The organism is Stenotrophomonas sp. SMYL11 (assembly GCF_036320005.1).
GTDB lineage: Bacteria > Pseudomonadota > Gammaproteobacteria > Xanthomonadales > Xanthomonadaceae > Stenotrophomonas > Stenotrophomonas maltophilia_A.
Map to the genome: position 1 here is coordinate 125,314 of NZ_JAWIRS010000007.1, position 17,202 is coordinate 142,515.

Annotated in this window: 10 protein-coding genes; 3 read left to right on the plus strand and 7 right to left on the minus strand. The window is 68.1% G+C overall.

The window, feature by feature from the left end; genetic code table 11:
* Positions 1-62: 62 nt before the first annotated feature.
* The 5 genes from V3B46_RS12195 to V3B46_RS12215 form a co-directional block, all read right to left on the minus strand.
* Positions 63-1,028 (minus strand): copper resistance protein B, encoded by a 966-nt coding sequence (locus V3B46_RS12195; protein ID WP_154264224.1) that lies wholly within the window; start codon positions 1,026-1,028, stop codon positions 63-65.
* Positions 1,025-2,836 (minus strand): copper resistance system multicopper oxidase, encoded by a 1,812-nt coding sequence (locus V3B46_RS12200; protein ID WP_329891987.1) that lies wholly within the window; start codon positions 2,834-2,836, stop codon positions 1,025-1,027. Before V3B46_RS12200 ends, V3B46_RS12195 begins: the two co-directional genes overlap by 4 nt.
* A gap of 75 nt (positions 2,837-2,911) precedes the next feature.
* A complete protein-coding gene (locus tag V3B46_RS12205; protein ID WP_154264222.1) occupies positions 2,912-3,295 on the minus strand; it encodes a CopL family metal-binding regulatory protein in 384 nt (127 codons plus the stop codon).
* Positions 3,296-3,380: 85 nt separating this feature from the next.
* On the minus strand, positions 3,381-5,186 hold the full coding sequence (gene recQ, locus V3B46_RS12210) for a DNA helicase RecQ (RefSeq protein WP_329891988.1): 1,806 nt from the start codon (positions 5,184-5,186) through the stop codon (positions 3,381-3,383).
* A gap of 633 nt (positions 5,187-5,819) precedes the next feature.
* Positions 5,820-6,368, minus strand: coding sequence for a Dps family protein (locus V3B46_RS12215; RefSeq protein WP_106468898.1), 549 nt, complete (start codon positions 6,366-6,368; stop codon positions 5,820-5,822).
* 86 nt (positions 6,369-6,454) lie between these two features.
* Between V3B46_RS12215 and hrpA the strand changes: the two genes are divergently transcribed.
* Positions 6,455-10,537, plus strand: a complete 4,083-nt coding sequence (gene hrpA, locus V3B46_RS12220) for an ATP-dependent RNA helicase HrpA (RefSeq protein WP_329891989.1) — start codon at positions 6,455-6,457, stop codon at positions 10,535-10,537.
* Positions 10,538-10,590: 53 nt separating this feature from the next.
* Here hrpA and V3B46_RS12225 read toward each other — a convergent pair whose 3' ends face one another.
* Positions 10,591-11,127 carry a hypothetical protein gene (locus V3B46_RS12225; RefSeq protein ID WP_329891990.1) on the minus strand — a complete coding sequence of 179 codons (537 nt, stop codon included), beginning with the start codon at positions 11,125-11,127 and terminating at the stop codon, positions 10,591-10,593.
* A gap of 130 nt (positions 11,128-11,257) precedes the next feature.
* On the opposite strand from V3B46_RS12225, the gene V3B46_RS12230 reads away from it, so the two are divergent.
* Both V3B46_RS12230 and V3B46_RS12235 read left to right on the plus strand, forming a co-directional pair.
* Positions 11,258-13,414 (plus strand): RelA/SpoT family protein, encoded by a 2,157-nt coding sequence (locus V3B46_RS12230; protein ID WP_329891991.1) that lies wholly within the window; start codon positions 11,258-11,260, stop codon positions 13,412-13,414.
* Positions 13,415-13,444: 30 nt separating this feature from the next.
* Positions 13,445-15,010, plus strand: coding sequence for a hypothetical protein (locus V3B46_RS12235; protein WP_154353203.1), 1,566 nt, complete (start codon positions 13,445-13,447; stop codon positions 15,008-15,010).
* On the opposite strand, the gene V3B46_RS12240 is transcribed toward V3B46_RS12235, so the two are convergent.
* The gene (locus V3B46_RS12240; RefSeq protein WP_329891992.1) at positions 15,007-17,106 is read right to left on the minus strand and encodes a glycosyltransferase; all 2,100 of its coding nucleotides are present in this window, start codon (positions 17,104-17,106) and stop codon (positions 15,007-15,009) included. The two genes, V3B46_RS12235 and V3B46_RS12240, sit on opposite strands and share 4 nt — an antisense overlap.
* Positions 17,107-17,202 lie beyond the last annotated feature (96 nt).

Genomic DNA, 17,202 nt, shown 5'->3' on the forward strand with positions numbered 1-17,202 from the left:
CGTGGCGCAGTGTAGCCGGCCCCGGCGGCTGCCGGGGCTGGCCATTGCTCACGAACTGCTGCTCAGAACCACATGCGCACGCCGGCCACCCAGCGCGTGTCGCGCGCGTGGTCACCGGCGTAGTCGGCGGTGTCACCAAACGTGCGTTCGTGGCTGATGCCGATGTAGGGCGCGAAGCGGCGGCTGAACTCATAGCGCAGTCGCAGACCGGCTTCGACCTTGTTCAGGCCACGACCGATGCCGTACTCCTTCTCGTCCTTGGCCGCGACGGTGGCTTCCAGCAGCGGCTGCAGGATCAGGCGGTTGGTCAGCAGCACGTCGTACTCGACCTCGGCCTTGGCCAGTACCTGGCCGCCGGAGCCCATGTACAGCGTGGCCGAGCTCTCGAACTTGTACGGCGCCAGGCCCTGGATGCCGACGGCCGCCCACGTGCGCGAGTCGGCCGGGCGGAAGTCCTGGCGCACGCCGACCAGCACGTCCCACCACGGCGAAACGCTGCGGCCATACAGTGCTTCCAGCGACGACGATTCCGTGCGGCCGCGGCTGCGTTCGCCGTCGGTACGCAACCACAGGCGGTTGATGTTGCCGCCGATCCAGCCAGTGGCCTCCCAGGCCTGGCCGTTGCTGCTCTTGCCATCCCAGTGTTCAAGACGGTCGATCAGCAGCAGGCTGTTGATCTCCGGTGCGTGCTCCATCGCACCGTGGGCGATCGGCGGGAATGCGGCGGCACGGTCGGCATCGGTCGGCACCGGAATGGGTTCGCGCGGTTCGGTGGGGGCGGGCGCGCCGTGGCCCATGGCCGCGTGGTCCATCCTGGAATGGTCCATGCCGGCATGATCCATCGCACCGGCATCCATCTTTGAATGATCCATCTTCGAATGATCGACCGGTTCGACCGGCGCCTTCGCGGTTTTCGCGGGCGCGTCCATCGCGGCCATGCCATGGCCGGCATGCGACTGCGCGAACACCGGCAGCGCCGCCGCCAGGCCCAGGGCCAGCAGGCTGGGAGAAAGGAGTGAGCGGCTCATTCTTCGATCCTCACTTCGCGCATCATGCCCGCTTCCATGTGGTACAGCAGATGGCAGTGGTAGGCCCAGCGGCCGAGTGCATCGGCACGCACACGGTAGCTGCGGCGGGTGCCCGGTGGCATGTCGATGGTGTGCTTGCGCAGCTGGAACTCGCCCTGCGCGTTTTCCAGATCACTCCACACTCCATGCAGGTGGATCGGGTGCTGCATCATGGTGTCGTTGACCAGCACGATGCGCATGCGCTCGCCGTAGTTCAGTCGAAGTGGTTCGGCACTGGCGAAGGGAATGCCATCGAACGACCAGGAGAACTTCTCCATGTGGCCGGTCAGATGCAGTTCGATCTCGCGGCTCGGTTCGCGGCCATCCGGATCCTCGAACAGGCTGCGCATCGCGCCGTAGGTCAGTACCTGGCGGCCGTTGTCGCGCAGGCCGATGCCAGGGTCATCCAGCTTGGGTTCGCTGGCCGAACTCTGCATGTCCACCAGCGGGTTGTTGCGTTCGCTGGCCGGGTGCTTCGGTGCCTTGCTGGCGGAATCGCCGCCGCCATGCGCGCCGTGGCCCATGCTGGCGCCGCAGCCACCTTCCATGCCCTTCATCGCTGCCATGTCGTGGCCACCATGGCCACCACTGCCCATGTCGTGGCCCATGTCGCTCATTGTCAGCAACGGGCGTGGGTCGCGCGCGGGGATCGGTGCCTGCAGGCCATGGCGAACCGCCAGTGTTCCGGCGGCGTAGCCGGTGCGGCCCATGTCCTGGCAGAAGATCGTGAAGGCGTCCTGGCCGGTGGGTTCGACCAGCACGTCGTAGGTTTCGGCGGGAGCGATGCGGAATTCGTCGATGCTGACCGGGTGGATGTACTGGCCGTCAGCGGCGACCACGGTCATCTTCAAACCGGGGATGCGCACGTCGAAGTAGGTCATCGACCCGCCATTGATGAAGCGCAGCAGCACCTTTTCGCCACTGCGGAACAGGCCGGTCCAGTTGCCGGCCGGGGCGGTGCCGTTCATCAGGTAGGTGTAGGTATGCGCGTTGATATCTGAGATATCGGTGGGCGTCATCCGCATCCGGCCCCACATGCCACGGTCGGACAGCGCCGCCGACCAGCCGTCGCGTTTCGCGTCGCGCAGGAAGTCGGGCAGGGTGCGCTTGTAGTAGTTGTCGTGCTCGGCCAGCTTCTTCATGCGGCGGAACAGCGCGCCCGGGTCCATGTCGGTCCAGTCGGACAGCATGATCACGTGCTCGCGGTCGTGGTGGTACGGCGCCGGTTCGGCCGGATCGATGATCAGCGCGCCGTACAGGCCGGCCTGCTCCTGGAACATCGAGTGGCTGTGGTACCAGTAGGTGCCCGACTGCTTCAGCTCGAAGTGGTAGTGGTAGGTCTCACCGGGGCCGATGCCGTTGAAGCTCAGGCCAGGCACGCCGTCCATGTTGGCCGGCAGCAGGATGCCGTGCCAGTGGATCGAGGTCGGATGCCGTTCCAGCGTATTGCGCACGAACAGGTCCACGGTCTGGCCTTCGCGCCAGCGCAGGATCGGCGCCGGCAGCGAGCCGTTGACGGTGATCGCCGGGCGGGTGCGGCCGGTGAAGTTGGCCAGCGATTCGCCGATGGCCAGTTCAACGCGGGTATCGCTGAGCACGGCAGGGGCGCCGGCCAGGCGGGGGGCGGCGCTGGCAGCAGCAAGCGCGCGCTGCGGCACGCCGACAGCGGTGATGCCGGCAACCACGCCACCTGCGGCGAGGCCCTGTACGAACAGGCGGCGCGACGGCATGGGCACAGCGCCCGGGCCGGGGGGGATGCGGGTATTCATGGTGGTGACTCCAGACACGTAAAGACGCCGGCAAGCGGCCGGCTGCGGTGCGCAGGGCGCACGATGCGTGTGGAATCAGCCGATGGGAGGACGCGAGATCGGCGGCAGCGGCGGCGCCGGGCGGCCGGTGGCCGGCATCGGCTGCGGGGCCAGCGACAATGCCGGGCCGGCCATGACCGGCAACGGCAGCACTACCAGCAGCGGGTGCTGGGCACAGCTGCGCACGCAGTCCTTGATCTGGCAATGAGCGTCGTGGGCGGGAGCTTTGGCCTGCGGAGCCTCGTCGGCCTGCATGCCCGCGTGATGGTGGCAGTCAGGGTCACCGCCGTCGGCGGCAGTGGCCACCGCGTGCGCCATCCGGCCCATTTCCTCATGACCGCTGGCCATGGCCGCGTTCAGCCCGTTGAGCAACAGGCTGAGCATGAGCACGACACGGAGCAGGGTCGAGGCCAGGGACATGACGCTAATCTAGCTGCAAGTGGGCGCGGATGCACTTCCGGCTGAATGGCCGGTTCAAGGTTGGAGCAGCACCAATGTAGAGCCGCTACCCTTCTTCGCGCACGATCTCGATCAGGCGCGGGCCGTAGCGGCTCAGCTTGGTGCCACCGATGCCGCCGACCCGGGCCAGTTCATCCAGGCTGGTCGGGCGCTGTTCGGCGATGTTGCGCAGAGTGCTGTCGTGGAAGATCACGAAGGCCGGCACGTTCTGCTCGCGCGCCAGCTCGGCGCGCAGGCCGCGCAGGGCGTTGAACAGGGCCAGATCCTGCGGCAGCACCGACAGGCCGGTGCGCTGTGCGCTGCGCTCGCGCCCGCTGGTGCTGCTGGCCGGGTCGCGGCGCATGCTGATCTGGCGGCGGCCGGTCAGCACGTCGCGGCTTGCATCGGTCAGGCGCAGGCCACCGTGGCCCTCGCTGTCCACTTCCAGCAGGCTGGCGGCGACCAGCTGGCGGAAAACGCTGCGCCAGGTGCGTGCATCCAGGTCACGGCCGATCGCATAGGTGCTGAGCTTGTCGTGGCCCTGCTGCTTCACCTTTTCGTTCTCGCTGCCGCGCAGGACATCGATCAGGTGGCCGACGCCGAAACGCTGGCCACTGCGGTACACGCAGCTCAGCGCCTTCTGCGCCGGAATGGTCGCGTCCCACGAGGCCGGCGGCGTCAGGCAGTTGTCGCAGTTGCCGCAGGGCTGGGGATAGGTCTCGCCGAAACCGGCCAGCAGCACCTGGCGGCGGCACTGCATGGATTCGCAGTAGCCCAGCAGGTGGTCCAGCTTGGACCGCTCCAGCTGCTTGCGCTCTTCGCCCGCTTCGGATTGCTCGATCATCTGCTTGAGCAGCACCACGTCACCCAGGCCGTAGCACAGCCAGGCCTCGGCGGCCTCGCCATCGCGGCCGGCGCGACCGGTTTCCTGATAGTAGCCTTCCATCGACTTGGGCAGGTCGGTATGCGCGACGAAGCGCACGTCCGGCTTGTCGATGCCCATGCCGAAGGCGATGGTGGCGCACATCACGATGCCATCCTCGCGCAGGAAGCGGCGCTGGTTGTTCGCGCGCACGTCCGGCGGCAGGCCGGCATGGTAGGGCAGGGCGTTGAAGCCCTGTCCGCAGAGGAATTCGGCGGTCTCCTCGACCTTGCGCCGCGACATGCAGTAGACGATGCCGGCCTCACCGCGGTGGCCGCGCAGGAAATCGGTCAGCTGCTTGCGGGCGTTGTCCTTCTGCACCACTGCATAGCGGATGTTGGGGCGGTCGAAGGAGCTGACGAAGTGGCGTGCTTCCTGCAGATCGAGGCGCTCGGCGATCTCTCGCTGGGTCGGCGGATCGGCGGTGGCAGTCAGCGCGATCCGCGGGATCTGTGGCCAACGCTCGTGCAGCACGGTCAGCTGGCGGTACTCGGGGCGGAAATCATGGCCCCACTGCGACACGCAGTGTGCTTCGTCGATGGCGAACAGGGCGATCTGGCTGCGCGACAGCAGCGACAGGAAGCGGCCGGTCAGCAGGCGCTCGGGGGCGACATAGAGCATGTCCAGCTCGCCCGCGAGCAGTTCGCGCTCGACGCGGCCGGCGGTCTCGGCGTCCAGGGTCGAGTTCAGGTACTCGGCACGCACGCCGAGCTGGCGCAGGGCCTCGACCTGGTCCTGCATCAGCGCGATCAGCGGCGAGATGACAATGCCACATCCGTCACGCAGCAGGGCCGGCACCTGGTAGCAGAGCGACTTGCCACCGCCGGTGGGCATCAGCACCAGGGCATCGTGACCGGCAGCCACATGCTCCACGATGTCCTGCTGGGGACCACGGAAATCGTCGTAACCAAAGACGCGTTGGAGCAGGTCGTGCGCAGGACGGGAAGCCATCCAGCTAGTTTACCCCGGCGGGGGTGGTAGGGGTTCGGCAGGGCTGCGCCCTGCACCTGCTAACAGCCAGAGCAACGTCAAAGGCAACAGCCGGCTCTGGGGTGTCTGCTGGTTGGGCGGGGCGGTGTGGACTTGCAGGACACGCCGTAAACCCATCCATGGGGGCTCGATGGCGCCTTGCTCGTGCGCGCTGTCCTGCGCACACGGCAAGACCGGGGTTGGGCATCCTGCCCAACCCGCCCGAGGCATGCCTCGGGCCCATGGCGCCAACGGTCCTGCAAGCCCACACCGCCCCACCCTCGACAGATTCCGTGTGCTGTTGGCAGGAGTCGACCTTGGTCGACACATCTGTCAGATATCGAATGAATTCATCCGTGTCGACCAAGGTCGACACCTACCAGATCGGACGCTGTCCCGGCAGATCGCGAAAAACTGTCGAAGGCGGGGTGGGCCCGGTGGCAGGGGTGTCCGCGGCATGGATGCCGCAGCCAAGCCCCCAAGGACGGGTTTACGGCGTCCCCTGCCACCGGACCCACCCCGCCAACCCGCAGGAGACCAGCTTTTGCTCCGGCTGTTGCCGTTGCCGTTGCCTCTGCGGGTGCAGGGCGCAGCCCTGCCGAGCCCCCCAAACTCTTACTGGAGGAGCGAGCGCAGCATCCAGGCGTACTTCTCGTGGGTCTGCAGGCGCTGAGTCATCAGATCCTCGGTCGGGGCATCGTCACCCTTGGCCGCCACATCCAGCACTTCACGTGCCGTACGGCAGACCGCTTCGTTGGCGACCACCAACTGGCGTACCATTTCACGCCAGTCCGCACTGTCGGTCAGGCCCGGTTCCTCGGCGATCGAGGTCAGCGCAGCGAATTCCCGGTAGGAGCCCGGGGCATTGAAGCCCAGCGCGCGGATGCGCTCGGCCACGTCGTCCAGTGCCGCCCACTGCTCGGTGTACTGCGTCTCGAACATGGTGTGCAGCGAGTTGAACATCGACCCGGTCACGTTCCAGTGGAAGTTGTGCGTCTTCAGGTAGAGCGTGAACGCATCGGCCTGGAAGCGCGACAGACCGTCGGCGATCTTCTTGCGGTCGCTCTGGGTGATCCCGATATCGATGTTCGGCGCCGACGGTGCCGCCGCTGCAAGCTTCTGCTTGCCGGTCTTGGCCTTGGTCGTGCTCTTGGTCTTCGCCATGGGGTTCCTCCTTGTGGAATCGTTGGCCTTCACAATAGACCGGTCGTGATGACTGGTCGCTTTCAAAGTTTTGAACGAACCTATTGATGAACTCTATCGATAAAAATCCATCGCCCCGCCTGCGCCAGCAGCGCGCCGCCATCGACGGCGCCATGAGCCGCGACCGGGGCCGTTTGCTGGGGATGCTCTCGCGTTGCCAGGCCAAGCCACAGGATGCGGCACTGGCCGCCACCTTCGAGCAGGCCTTGCAGGCGTCGGTGCAGCGCCGGATGACACGGGCGCAGCAGCAGCCGTCCATTACTCTGGACCCGCAGCTGCCGATTGCGCGTGAAGCCGACGCCATCATCGGGCTGATCCGCGACCATCAGGTCGTGGTGATCGCTGGTGAAACCGGCTCGGGCAAGACCACCCAGCTGCCGAAACTGTGCCTGGCCGCAGGCCGTGGCCAGGCCGGCATGATCGGCTGCACCCAGCCGCGACGGATTGCCGCACGTGCGGTGGCCAGCCGCGTGGCGCAGGAACTGCAGAGCGAACTGGGCCAGCTGGTCGGCTACCAGGTGCGCTTCAACGACAAGGTCAGCGAAGACAGCCGAATCAAGTTCATGACCGACGGCATCCTGCTGGCGGAAATCGCCAGTGACCGCTGGTTGTCGAACTACGACACCATCATCGTCGACGAGGCGCACGAACGCAGCCTCAACATCGACTTCCTGCTGGGCTACCTGAAGCAGCTGCTGCGCAAGCGCCCGGACCTGAAGCTGATCGTCACCTCGGCCACCATAGACACCGAACGCTTCGCCCAGCATTTCGACAATGCGCCGGTGATAAGCGTCGAAGGCCGCACCTACCCGGTGGAAGTGCGCTATCGCGCGCTGGAGGGCGAGGGCGAAGACCAGGGCGAACGTACCGTCAACGATGCCATCGTGTCGGCCATCGACGAGATCACCCGCCTGGACGCGCGCGGCGACGTGCTGATCTTCCTGCCCGGCGAGCGCGAGATCCGCGATGCGCACCAGTCGCTGGAGCGCCGCAAGTACCGCAACACCGAGGTGCTGCCGCTGTACGCGCGGCTGTCCAACCAGGATCAGGACCGGGTATTCAACCCCGGGCCGAACCGGCGCATCGTGCTGGCCACCAACGTGGCCGAAACTTCGCTGACGGTGCCGCGCATCCGCTACGTGGTCGATCCGGGCTTTGCCCGCGTCAAGCGCTACAGCCCGCGCAACAAGCTGGACCGCCTGCACATCGAGCCGATCTCGCAGGCCAGCGCCAACCAGCGCAAGGGCCGCTGCGGCCGTATCGCCGAGGGTATCTGCTACCGCCTGTACGCCGAGGCCGATTTCCAGGCGCGGCCGGAATTCACCGATCCGGAAATCCGCCGCTCCAGCCTGGCCGGGGTGATCCTGCGCATGCTGCAGCTGGGCCTGGGCCGCATCGAAGAGTTCCCGTTCCTGGAAGCACCGGATGAGCGTGCGGTGGCCGATGGCTGGCAGCAGCTGACCGAACTGGGCGCGATCGACGCCGAGCGGCGCATGACCACCATCGGCAAGCAGATGGCACGCCTGCCGGTGGACGTGAAGCTGGCGCGCATGCTGGTCGCCGCGCAGGCCGCCGGCTGCCTGCGGCCGATGCTGGTGATCGCCTCGTTCCTGGGCATCCAGGACCCGCGCGAGCGCCCGCCGGAAGCGCGCGGTGCGGCCGACAGCGCGCATGCGCAGTTCGCCGATGGACGCTCCGAGTTCGTCGGTGTGCTGCGCCTGTGGGATGCCTATCGGCAGGCCCATGAAGACCTGACCCAGTCCAAGCTGCGTGACTGGTGCGGTCGCCACTTCCTTGGCTTCCTGCGCATGCGCGAGTGGCGCGAGCTGCATCGCCAGCTGCGCCTGCTGTGCGAGGAACTGGGCTGGAAGGAAGAAGCCAGTGATGCCTCGATGGCACCGCTGCTGGCCGGCAGCAGTGCACCGGCCCCGGCACGTGATGATGCCGCCGCAGTGAAAGCCACTCGTGGCCAGCTGCACCGTGCCGCGCGCCTGGCCCGCGAAGGCAAGGCCGAGGCGGCCCCGGCGCCGGTGCCCGCGCGTGCGCAGAAGGAACAGGCGCCGGCGGGCGGCGGTTTCAGCGAGCGCGTGCGTGCCGCTGCGTACCAGACCCTGCATCGGGCGCTGGTGGCGGGCCTGCCGACGCAGATCGGCCACCGCACCGAGAAGGGAGATTTCCAGGCGCCACGCCAGCGCCGCTTCCTGCCGTTCCCGGGTTCGGCGCTGTCCAAGCGGCCGCCGCCGTGGCTGCTGGTGGCCAACCTGCTGGATACGCAGAAGGTGTGGGGCATGACGCTGGCCGCGATCGAGCCGGACTGGGTCATCGCCGAGCTGCCGCACCTGCTGCTGCGCAAGCACTTCGACCCGCACTGGTCGCGCGCGCAGGGCCAGGTGCTGGCCTCCGAGCAGATCAGCTTGTTCGGCCTGGTGCTGGCGCCGAAGAAGCCGGTGCACTACGGCCGCATCGCGCCGGGCGAGGCACATGACATCTTCGTGCGCCAGGCGCTGGTGACCGGCGAGATCAACACCCGCGCCAGCTTCGTGGCCGACAACCAGAAAGTGCTGGAGGTCGCCCGCGAAGAAGAAGCCAAGCTGCGCCGCGCCGGCATCGTCGCCGACGAGGACTGGCAGGCGCGCTGGTACCTGGACAGGGTGCCGCCGCAGATCCATTCGGCCGCGGGACTGGATACCTGGTGGAAGGGGCTGGCACCGGAACAGCGCAAGACCCTGCACTGGTCGCTGGTCGATCTTTTGCCGGGTGAGGGCAGCGAACAGGAGCGCTACCCGAAGTACCTGCCGCTGGGCCAGGCGCGCCTGCCGCTGCATTACCGCTTCGAACCGGGTGCCGACGACGATGGTGTGACCCTGGACGTACCGCTGCACCTGCTCAACGCACTGGATCCGGTGCAACTGGGCTGGCTGGCGCCGGGTTTCGTCGCCGACAAGGCCTCGGCACTGATCCGCAGCCTGCCCAAGGCGATGCGGCGCAACTACGTGCCGGCACCGGACTTCGGCCGCGCGTTCTACGAGGCGTTCCCGCAGCCCAGCGCCGATGCCATCACCGGCGAACTGGCGCGCTTCCTGTCACGTGCGACCGGCGCAACGGTGACCGCGCTCGATTTCGAGCCTGGTTCGATCGAACCGCACCTGCACATGAACCTGCGGCTGCGCGACGAGCAGGGCAAGGTGCTGGCGACCTCGCGCGATCTGGACGCACTGCGCGCGAAATTCGGTGGTCGTGCCGGCGATGCGTTCGCTGCACGCGCTGGGCGCGAGATGGCCGCCGATGGCCTGCGCACGTTCCCGGCCACGCCGATTCCGCTGCAGGTACCCGGTGAAGCGGGCGTGCCGGCCTATCCGGCGCTGCTGGACGAGGGCGACAGCGTGGCGCTGCGCATCTTTGCCGATCGCCAGCAGGCGCAGGAGGCCCATCCGCTGGGCGTGCGCCGGCTGCTGGAGATTGCCCTGGCCGAGAAGGTGAAGCAGGCGCGCAAGCAGCTGCCGGTCGGCGCCAAGACCGGCCTGTTGTATGCCGCCATCGAATCGCAGGAGCGCCTGCGCGGTGACCTGGTCGATGCGGCGATGAACGCGGTGCTGGCCGAGGGCCTGGAAGACATCCGCGATGCGGCGGCCTTCGAACAGCGCCGTGAGCATGCGGCCAAGGCGTTGTTCGGCGAGGCCATGTCGCGGCTGAAACTGGCCGAGACCATCCTGGCCCTGGTGGCGGAACTGAAGCCGATGCTGGAAGCACCGTTGATGGGCTGGGCGCGCGGCAATCTGGACGACATGGAAGCGCAGCTGGTCGGCCTGATCCATCCCGGCTTCCTGCGCGATACGCCGGCTGACGCGCTGGCACAGTACCCGCGCTATCTGAAGGCGATGATCCTGCGCACCGAGCGTGCCAAGCGTGATCCGCCGCGTGACCAGGCGCGCATGCTGGAGCTGCACCCGTTCCTGGAAGCGCTGGACGTGGGTGAGCAGCAGGGCCTGCGTGAGCGCCCGCAATGGCAGGCGCTGCGCTGGGATCTGGAAGAGCTGCGGGTGTCACTGTTCGCGCAGGAGCTGGGTGCGCGCACCGGCATCTCGGCGAAGAAGCTGGCGCAGCGGGTGACCGCATTGCGCCAGGCGTGACGTCGTTGCTGCAGAGCCGGGCCCACGCTCGGCTCTGCAGCAAGGTCACGGCGTTACTTGGTTCGGCGCACCTTCGGCTGGGTGTTCACGCCGTCGACCTTCAGGTACCACACGCCCATCACACCAGGCTTGATGCTGACGGCGGGGGACTGCTTGCGCACACCGGCCAGGGTGCTTGCATCGGTCTGCTCCCATTCCTGGCCGTTGTCCAGCACGTAGACGCGGCCCTTGCCGAAGCCGCGGAACTCGCCCTGCAGCACGCCGGTGATCGGCTCGCTGCTGCCGAAATCGAAGAAGCCGCGATTCTTCACGATCACTTCCTGACGGCCTTCCTCGCGCGCCGTTTCCCGTACGGCCGCAACCGCCTGGGTGGTGGCCGCTTCGACCTTGCCCTGCAGCCAGCGGTTCAGCGTGGCCAGTTCCTGCGCGTTGAGCTTGTCCAGGCCGGCAGCCTTGAACTCGGCCGGTGACATCTGCTGCTGCAGGTCACCCTCCACCATGCGCTGGGCCAGCGCAGGCGCCGACAGGGACAGCAACAGTGCGGCACAGGCCAGCAGCTGTAGGCGGAAACGCGGGACGATCGAGGACATGTCGGGACTCTCCTGGGTTTGCCCGCGAGTGTAGCGGCATGTCTTCATGCCGGGTGATGGTGGCCGCGGTGATTGTCCCTGAACGGCGCCGGCGCTAGTGTAGGAGCCTCTGTCTTGCCTGCTCGATGCTGTGAACCGCGCTTCCGTCCCCGGCCTGGATGCCTTGTTGAACCGCCCCTCGGCAGCCGTGCTGCCAGCTCCGCTGCGCCAGGCCCTGCGCGGGCACTGGGAAGCGCCGGACTGCGACCACCAGATGCGCGCCAGCTGGTCGGTGCTGGGCGACACCCTCGACGCACTGGCGATGCTCTCCGCCGACGAAGGCGCGGTGGTCGCGGCCCTGCTGTTCGACCTGCTTGGCCTGCGGGCGAGCCTGGAGCAACTGCCGCTGGGCAACCACAAGGCCGCAGTGATCGGCCTGCTGGATGGCCAGGATGCGGCCGATCCGGTGTGGGCGCTGCACGCCGGCCGCGAGGCCGGGCGCAACAGCGAGGGCCTGCGCCGCCTGCTGCTGGCGATCATCCGTGACCTGCGCGTGGTGCCCATCCTGCTGGCGCGGCAGCTGGCGCGCATGCGCGCGGCCGACAAGCTGGACGACGAGCAACGCCGCGCGCTGGCGCAGCTGACCCGCGACATCCATGCGCCGTTGGCCAACCGCCTGGGCATCTGGCAGCTGAAGTGGGAGCTGGAGGACCTGGCGTTCCGCCACCTGGAACCGGAGACCTACCGGCGCATTGCACGGGAGGTGGACGAAACCCGCATCGCCCGCGAGCGTTACGTCGAGAACGTCAAGAAGGTGCTGTCGCGCGAACTGGTCGCGCAGGGTATCAAGGCCGAGGTCAGTGGCCGCCCGAAGCACATCTACAGCATCTGGCGGAAGATGCAGAAGAAGCGGCTGGCGTTCGACCAGCTGTACGACATCCGTGCGGTGCGCGTCATGGTCGACGATGTCGCCGCCTGCTACGCCGCGCTGGGCGTGGTGCATGCACTGTGGGCGCCGGTGCCCAGCGAGTTCGACGACTACATCGCCCGGCCCAAGGCCAACGACTATCGCTCGCTGCATACCGCCGTGGTCGGCCCGGAAGGACGCACCATCGAAGTGCAGATCCGTACCCACGAGATGCATTCGCAGGCCGAGCTGGGCGTGGCCGCGCACTGGAAGTACAAGGAAGGCGGCAAGGGCGCGGAGAAGTCCTTCGACCGCAAGATCACCTGGATGCGCCAGCTGCTGGAGCAGGCGCAGGACGGGCAGGGCAATGAACTGGCCGGGGCGCTCGATGCCGAGCTGACCGAGGACCGGGTCTATGCACTGAGCCCGAAAGACGAGGTGCTGGACCTGCCGCAGGGCGCCACGCCGCTCGATTTCGCCTACCAGGTGCACACCATGGTGGGCCACCGCTGCCGTGGTGCGAAGGTCAATGGCCGTATCGTGCCGCTGACCTACCGCCTGCGCAGCGGCGACCGCGTCGAGATCCTGACCGGCAAGGAGGCCGATCCGCGCCGCGACTGGCTGATGCCGGCCAACGGCTTCCTGGCCAGCAACCGCTCGCGCGAAAAGGTGCGCAGCTGGTTCCACAAGCTGGACCGCGCGCGCAACGTGCAGGCCGGGCGCGAACTGCTCGAGCGCGAGCTGAAGCGTCTTGGCCTGCAGCATTCTGATCTGGCCGTGGCGGCGAAGAAGTTCCATGCCGACAGCGTTGACGACCTCTACATCCAGGTGGCGCTGGGTGACACCGGCCCGAACCAGGTCAGTCGTGCCCTGCTGGAAGCCGAACGCGCAGCGAGCCAGCCGGCGCCCGCGCCAGCCCTGCCGCGGCCGACCGCGCGCCGCGAGAACCTGGGCAAGTCCAAGTTCACCGTGCAGGGCGTGGGCAACCTGCTGGTGCAGCTGGCACGCTGCTGCCAGCCAGTGGCCGGTGAACCGATCGTCGGCTACCTGACCCGTAGCCGGGGTGTCACCGTGCATCGTGCAGACTGTGCCGCGCTGGCCCGGCTGGCAGCCACCAGCCCGCAGCGCATCCTGCCGGTGGAGTGGGGCCAGGCCGGTGGCGGGTACGAAGTGGACGTGGTGGTCACTGCGGTTGACCGCCGCTGGCTGCTGAAGGACATCACCAACCTGATCGCCCAGGAAGACGCTTACGTGCTCGACATCCACAGTGACAACGTGCGCAACAGTGGCCGTGCCCACCTGCGCCTGCGCCTGAAGGTGAGCGACTACGGCCAGCTGTCGACCCTGCTGGGCAAGCTGGATGCGCTGCCCGGCGTGAGCGAGGCGCGTCGCCTCGGCTGAGCTTCACGCTGCCCCGGCTACCCTGCACGCATGGAACGCGAGCCTCCGCATCGCCCGCATGGCGCTGAACATCCTGCGCTGGACCGCGTCCGCCGCGAAGGTCGTTGGTGGTGGCTGCAGGCACGCCACGCGCGCCGGGTGTGGCGCTGGGCGCTGGTCGCGGCGCTGGCGGTGTTCGTGCTGCTGGTGCTGCTGCGCAAGCCGCTGGCCGACTGGTTCTGGGATGAGCCTCAGATTGAACAGTTGCTGGCCGAAGGCGATCGCGCACTGGCGGCCGGGCGGCTGAGTGCCGCCGATGGCAGTGGTGCGCGTGAGCGCTACCAGGCCGTGCTGGCGCTGGATGGTGATCGTCCGCAGGCCCGTGAGGGGCTGGCCCGTACCGGCGCCGCGGCCCTGCAGCAGGCCAGCGAAAAACTGCAGGCCAACGACCTCGAAGGCAGCGCGCAGGCGCTGGCACTGGCCCGGGAACTGCAGGTGCCGCAGGGCGATGCGGACGCCGTGGCACGCCAGCTGCAGGCCCGGCGCAGCGCAGGCGCCGGCATCGGTGCACTGCTGGCGCAGGCGCGCAACGCCTTTGCAGCGGGCCGGCTGGACGACGGTGACAGCAGCGCGCTGCCCCTGTTCCAGCGCATCCTGGTACTGCAGCCGGACAATCTGCCGGCGCTGGAAGGTCGCGAGGACGCACTGAGCGATCTGCTCCAGCAGGCCCGCATCCTGGCCGGGCGCGGCGAGCTGGCCGAGGCAGCCGCGATACTGCAGCGTGCGCGCCAGTTCGATGCCGGCCACGCCGATCTGCCCGCCAGCCAGGAAGCATTGGCACAGGCCGTCGACCAGCGCCTGCGCCAGGCCCAGCGCGCCTTACAGCGTCGGCAGCTGGAATCGGCAGCGAAGGGGTTCCTCGCCGTGCTGGCAGTGGCGGTTGATGATTCCAGTGCCCAGCGCGGCCGCGAACAGACCTTGCAGGCGGTGCTGGCACGCAGCCAGAAGCAGGCCGACGATTTCCAGTTCGAAGCGGCGCAGGCGGATGCCGCGTTGGCGGCGGAGCTGGGTGCTTCGCCGGCCGCGCAACAGCAGCTCGCGCAACGCCTGCAGCGCGCCCAACAGGCACAGAAGGCGCTGCAGCAGCCGGCGGTCAGCAACACGCAGCGCGAGCGCCAACTGCGCGACCACCTGCGCAGGATCGAGCGCGCCGAACGTGCCGGGCAATGGATCAGCCCCCCTGGCCACAGTGCGTTCGACGCGTTGCGCGAAGCGCAGTCACTGGCGCCACGCGATGCACGGGTGAAGGCTGCCGCAGGGCGGCTGCTGCCCGCCAGTCGTCGCTGCTTCGACGACAACCTGCGGCAGAACCGCGTGCAGGCCGCAGGTGCCTGCCTGCAGGCGTGGCAGACCCTGTCGCCGACCGCGGTTGGACTTCCCTCGGCACGCCTGCGCCTGGCCCAGCGCTGGCTGGCGATCGGCAGCGAACGGCTCGGCAATGGAGACCTGGCGTTTGCCGCACACGCCGCCGAACAGGCCCGGTTGCTGCAACCGGACCTGGCCGAGCTGCCGGCGTTCGAAGACCGCCTGCGCCGCGCCGGCGGTCGCCCGGATTAGGTGAAGAACACCCGCTGCACGGTCTCGCGGGCAGCGTCGAGGGAGAAGTGTTCAGCGATGTTGGCCAGGCCGGCGTCGGACAACTGCTGCCACAGCTGCGGATCCTGGTACAGGCGGACCACCGCATCGGCGAAGCCCGCCGCATCATCCGCCACCAGCACGTCCTGGCCCGGGTGCAGGTGCATTCCTTCCACGGCGCAGGTGGTACCTACCACCGGCTGGCCATGGGCCATGCTCAGGTTGATCTTGCCTTTCACGCCGGCACCGAAGCGCAGCGGCGCGATGGAAATGCGTGCGCCGTCCATGTAGGGCGTGATGTCCTCGACGAAACCGTGCATCTGCACGCCGGGCTGGCGTGCGGCCAATGCCAACAGCGATTCCGGTGTGGCGGCACCGATGCAGTGCAGGCGTACCTCGGGCAGGCGGGCGCGGATGCCGGCAAAGACTTCGCCGATGAACCACTCCATGGCATCCAGGTTCGGCGGATGGCGGAAGCCGCCGACAAACACCAGATCATGGCGCTGTTCGAACGGCTTGCCGGCGCCGGCGACGTCGTGCAGGTTGGAGATCAATTCAACCTGCACGGAAGGGGCGTCGGCCTGCAGCTGCTCGCGCTCGGCGGCACTGACCAGCACGGTGACGTCGCACTGCTCCATCACCGCCAGCTCGCTGGCGCGGGTGCGCTCGGCGGCGCGCAGCAGCCCGGCATCACCGGCGACTTCGGCACCTCGACGTTCGCGCAGGTAGTGCAGGTCCACGGTGTCGAACACGGTGCGGGCCTGCGGCGCATACCGCTTCAGCAGCGGCAGGCACTCGTGGGCGACATGGTGGCGGACCAGCAGCGCCACGTGGAAACGCGCACCGTGCGTTCGCAACCAGCTGGCGACGCCATCGAGGAACGGTGCATACCAGACTTCCACGCCCATCCGCTGCAGTGCTTCGGTGGCGGCACCGCCATGTTCGCGGCGGGTGGGAACAAACACCACATGAGCGCCGCCCTGCAGCAGCAGGCGGATCAGGTTCACCTGGCGCAGTGATGCCGAATCGCGATCCGGCTGGGGTACTTCCTCGTCCAGGATCAACACCTGGCGTCGGCCACGCAGCAGCAGTGCGGGTGACGGCACTTCGCCCACCGCCGGATGGCGGGCCAGCTCGGTGGCCCAGCGGGCGGCGAAGACGGCCTGGTTGCGCACCTGGTAGGCCTTCACTCCAGTGCCGGTGTCGGTGCCGTTGCTGGTGCCTTCATCGTGGATCACCCGGCTGGCTGGCTGCACCAGCACACGCAGGCCCTGGGCGCGAACGCGGAAGGCCAGATCGGTGTCCTCGTAGTACGCCGGCTTGTAACGGGTGTCGAAGCCGCCCAGCTGCTGCCAGAGGGCGCGCGGCAGCATCAGTGCCGCGCCGGAGCAGTAGTCGACGTCGCGCAGGCTGGCAAAACGCGGGTCGTCCGCCGCCTCGAAACGGCCGTAGCTCCAGCCGCTGCCGTTGGCGAAGATCACACCCCCTGATTCCTGCAGGCGGCCATCCGGGTACAGCAGCTGGCTGCCGACCAGGCCGGCGTCGGGCGTGCTGGCGAACGTGTCCAGCAGGGCATCCAGCCAGCCCGGCTGTGGCACCGTATCGTTGTTGAGCAGCACCACATAGCGGCCGCGTGCGCGCGACACGCCATCGTTGCAGGCCTCGATGAAGCCGCCGTTGTGCTCGCGCACTTCATAGCGCAGTCCGGCGACCTGCGGCATCCATTGCACGGTGGCGTCGCTGCTGCCGTCATCCACGACCAGGATCTCGCACGCCGCCAGCGGCGGATGCGCCGCCAGCGCGCGCAGGCAGGCCAGGGTATGGCCGACGTGGTTGTAGACCGGGATGACGATACTCACTTCCGGCGTTTCGCTGAACGGCACCGTGAAGGGGGCGAAATCCTGTGCCGGCGGCAGGAACAGCGGCGTTCGCGGCGCGGGAACGACGCGCTGGGTATGCACGCGGATGCGCTGCCAGGTCGCCCGCCACCCACGGGTACGCAGGCTGGCCAGGCTCCGGCGGGCCAGGCCCGTGAGGCGGTTGATCAGGTATCGGATCTCGGCCAGGGACATCGCCATCCGGTTGCAACTCCAGCTTAAGCAGGGGAACCCGGGAGAATTCGCCAGCCGCAGCGGCTGGGGTAGACTCGCCAGACCCTACATTCTCGCATTCCC

Coding starts and splice junctions, on each gene's coding strand:
- V3B46_RS12195 (WP_154264224.1), bottom strand. CDS start 1,028: ATGAGCCGCTCACTCCTTTCTCCCAGCCTGCTGGCCCTGGGCCTGGCG.
- V3B46_RS12200 (WP_329891987.1), bottom strand. CDS start 2,836: ATGAATACCCGCATCCCCCCCGGCCCGGGCGCTGTGCCCATGCCGTCG.
- V3B46_RS12205 (WP_154264222.1), bottom strand. CDS start 3,295: ATGTCCCTGGCCTCGACCCTGCTCCGTGTCGTGCTCATGCTCAGCCTG.
- recQ (WP_329891988.1), bottom strand. CDS start 5,186: ATGGCTTCCCGTCCTGCGCACGACCTGCTCCAACGCGTCTTTGGTTAC.
- V3B46_RS12215 (WP_106468898.1), bottom strand. CDS start 6,368: ATGGCGAAGACCAAGAGCACGACCAAGGCCAAGACCGGCAAGCAGAAG.
- hrpA (WP_329891989.1), top strand. CDS start 6,455: ATGAACTCTATCGATAAAAATCCATCGCCCCGCCTGCGCCAGCAGCGC.
- V3B46_RS12225 (WP_329891990.1), bottom strand. CDS start 11,127: ATGTCCTCGATCGTCCCGCGTTTCCGCCTACAGCTGCTGGCCTGTGCC.
- V3B46_RS12235 (WP_154353203.1), top strand. CDS start 13,445: ATGGAACGCGAGCCTCCGCATCGCCCGCATGGCGCTGAACATCCTGCG.
- V3B46_RS12240 (WP_329891992.1), bottom strand. CDS start 17,106: ATGGCGATGTCCCTGGCCGAGATCCGATACCTGATCAACCGCCTCACG.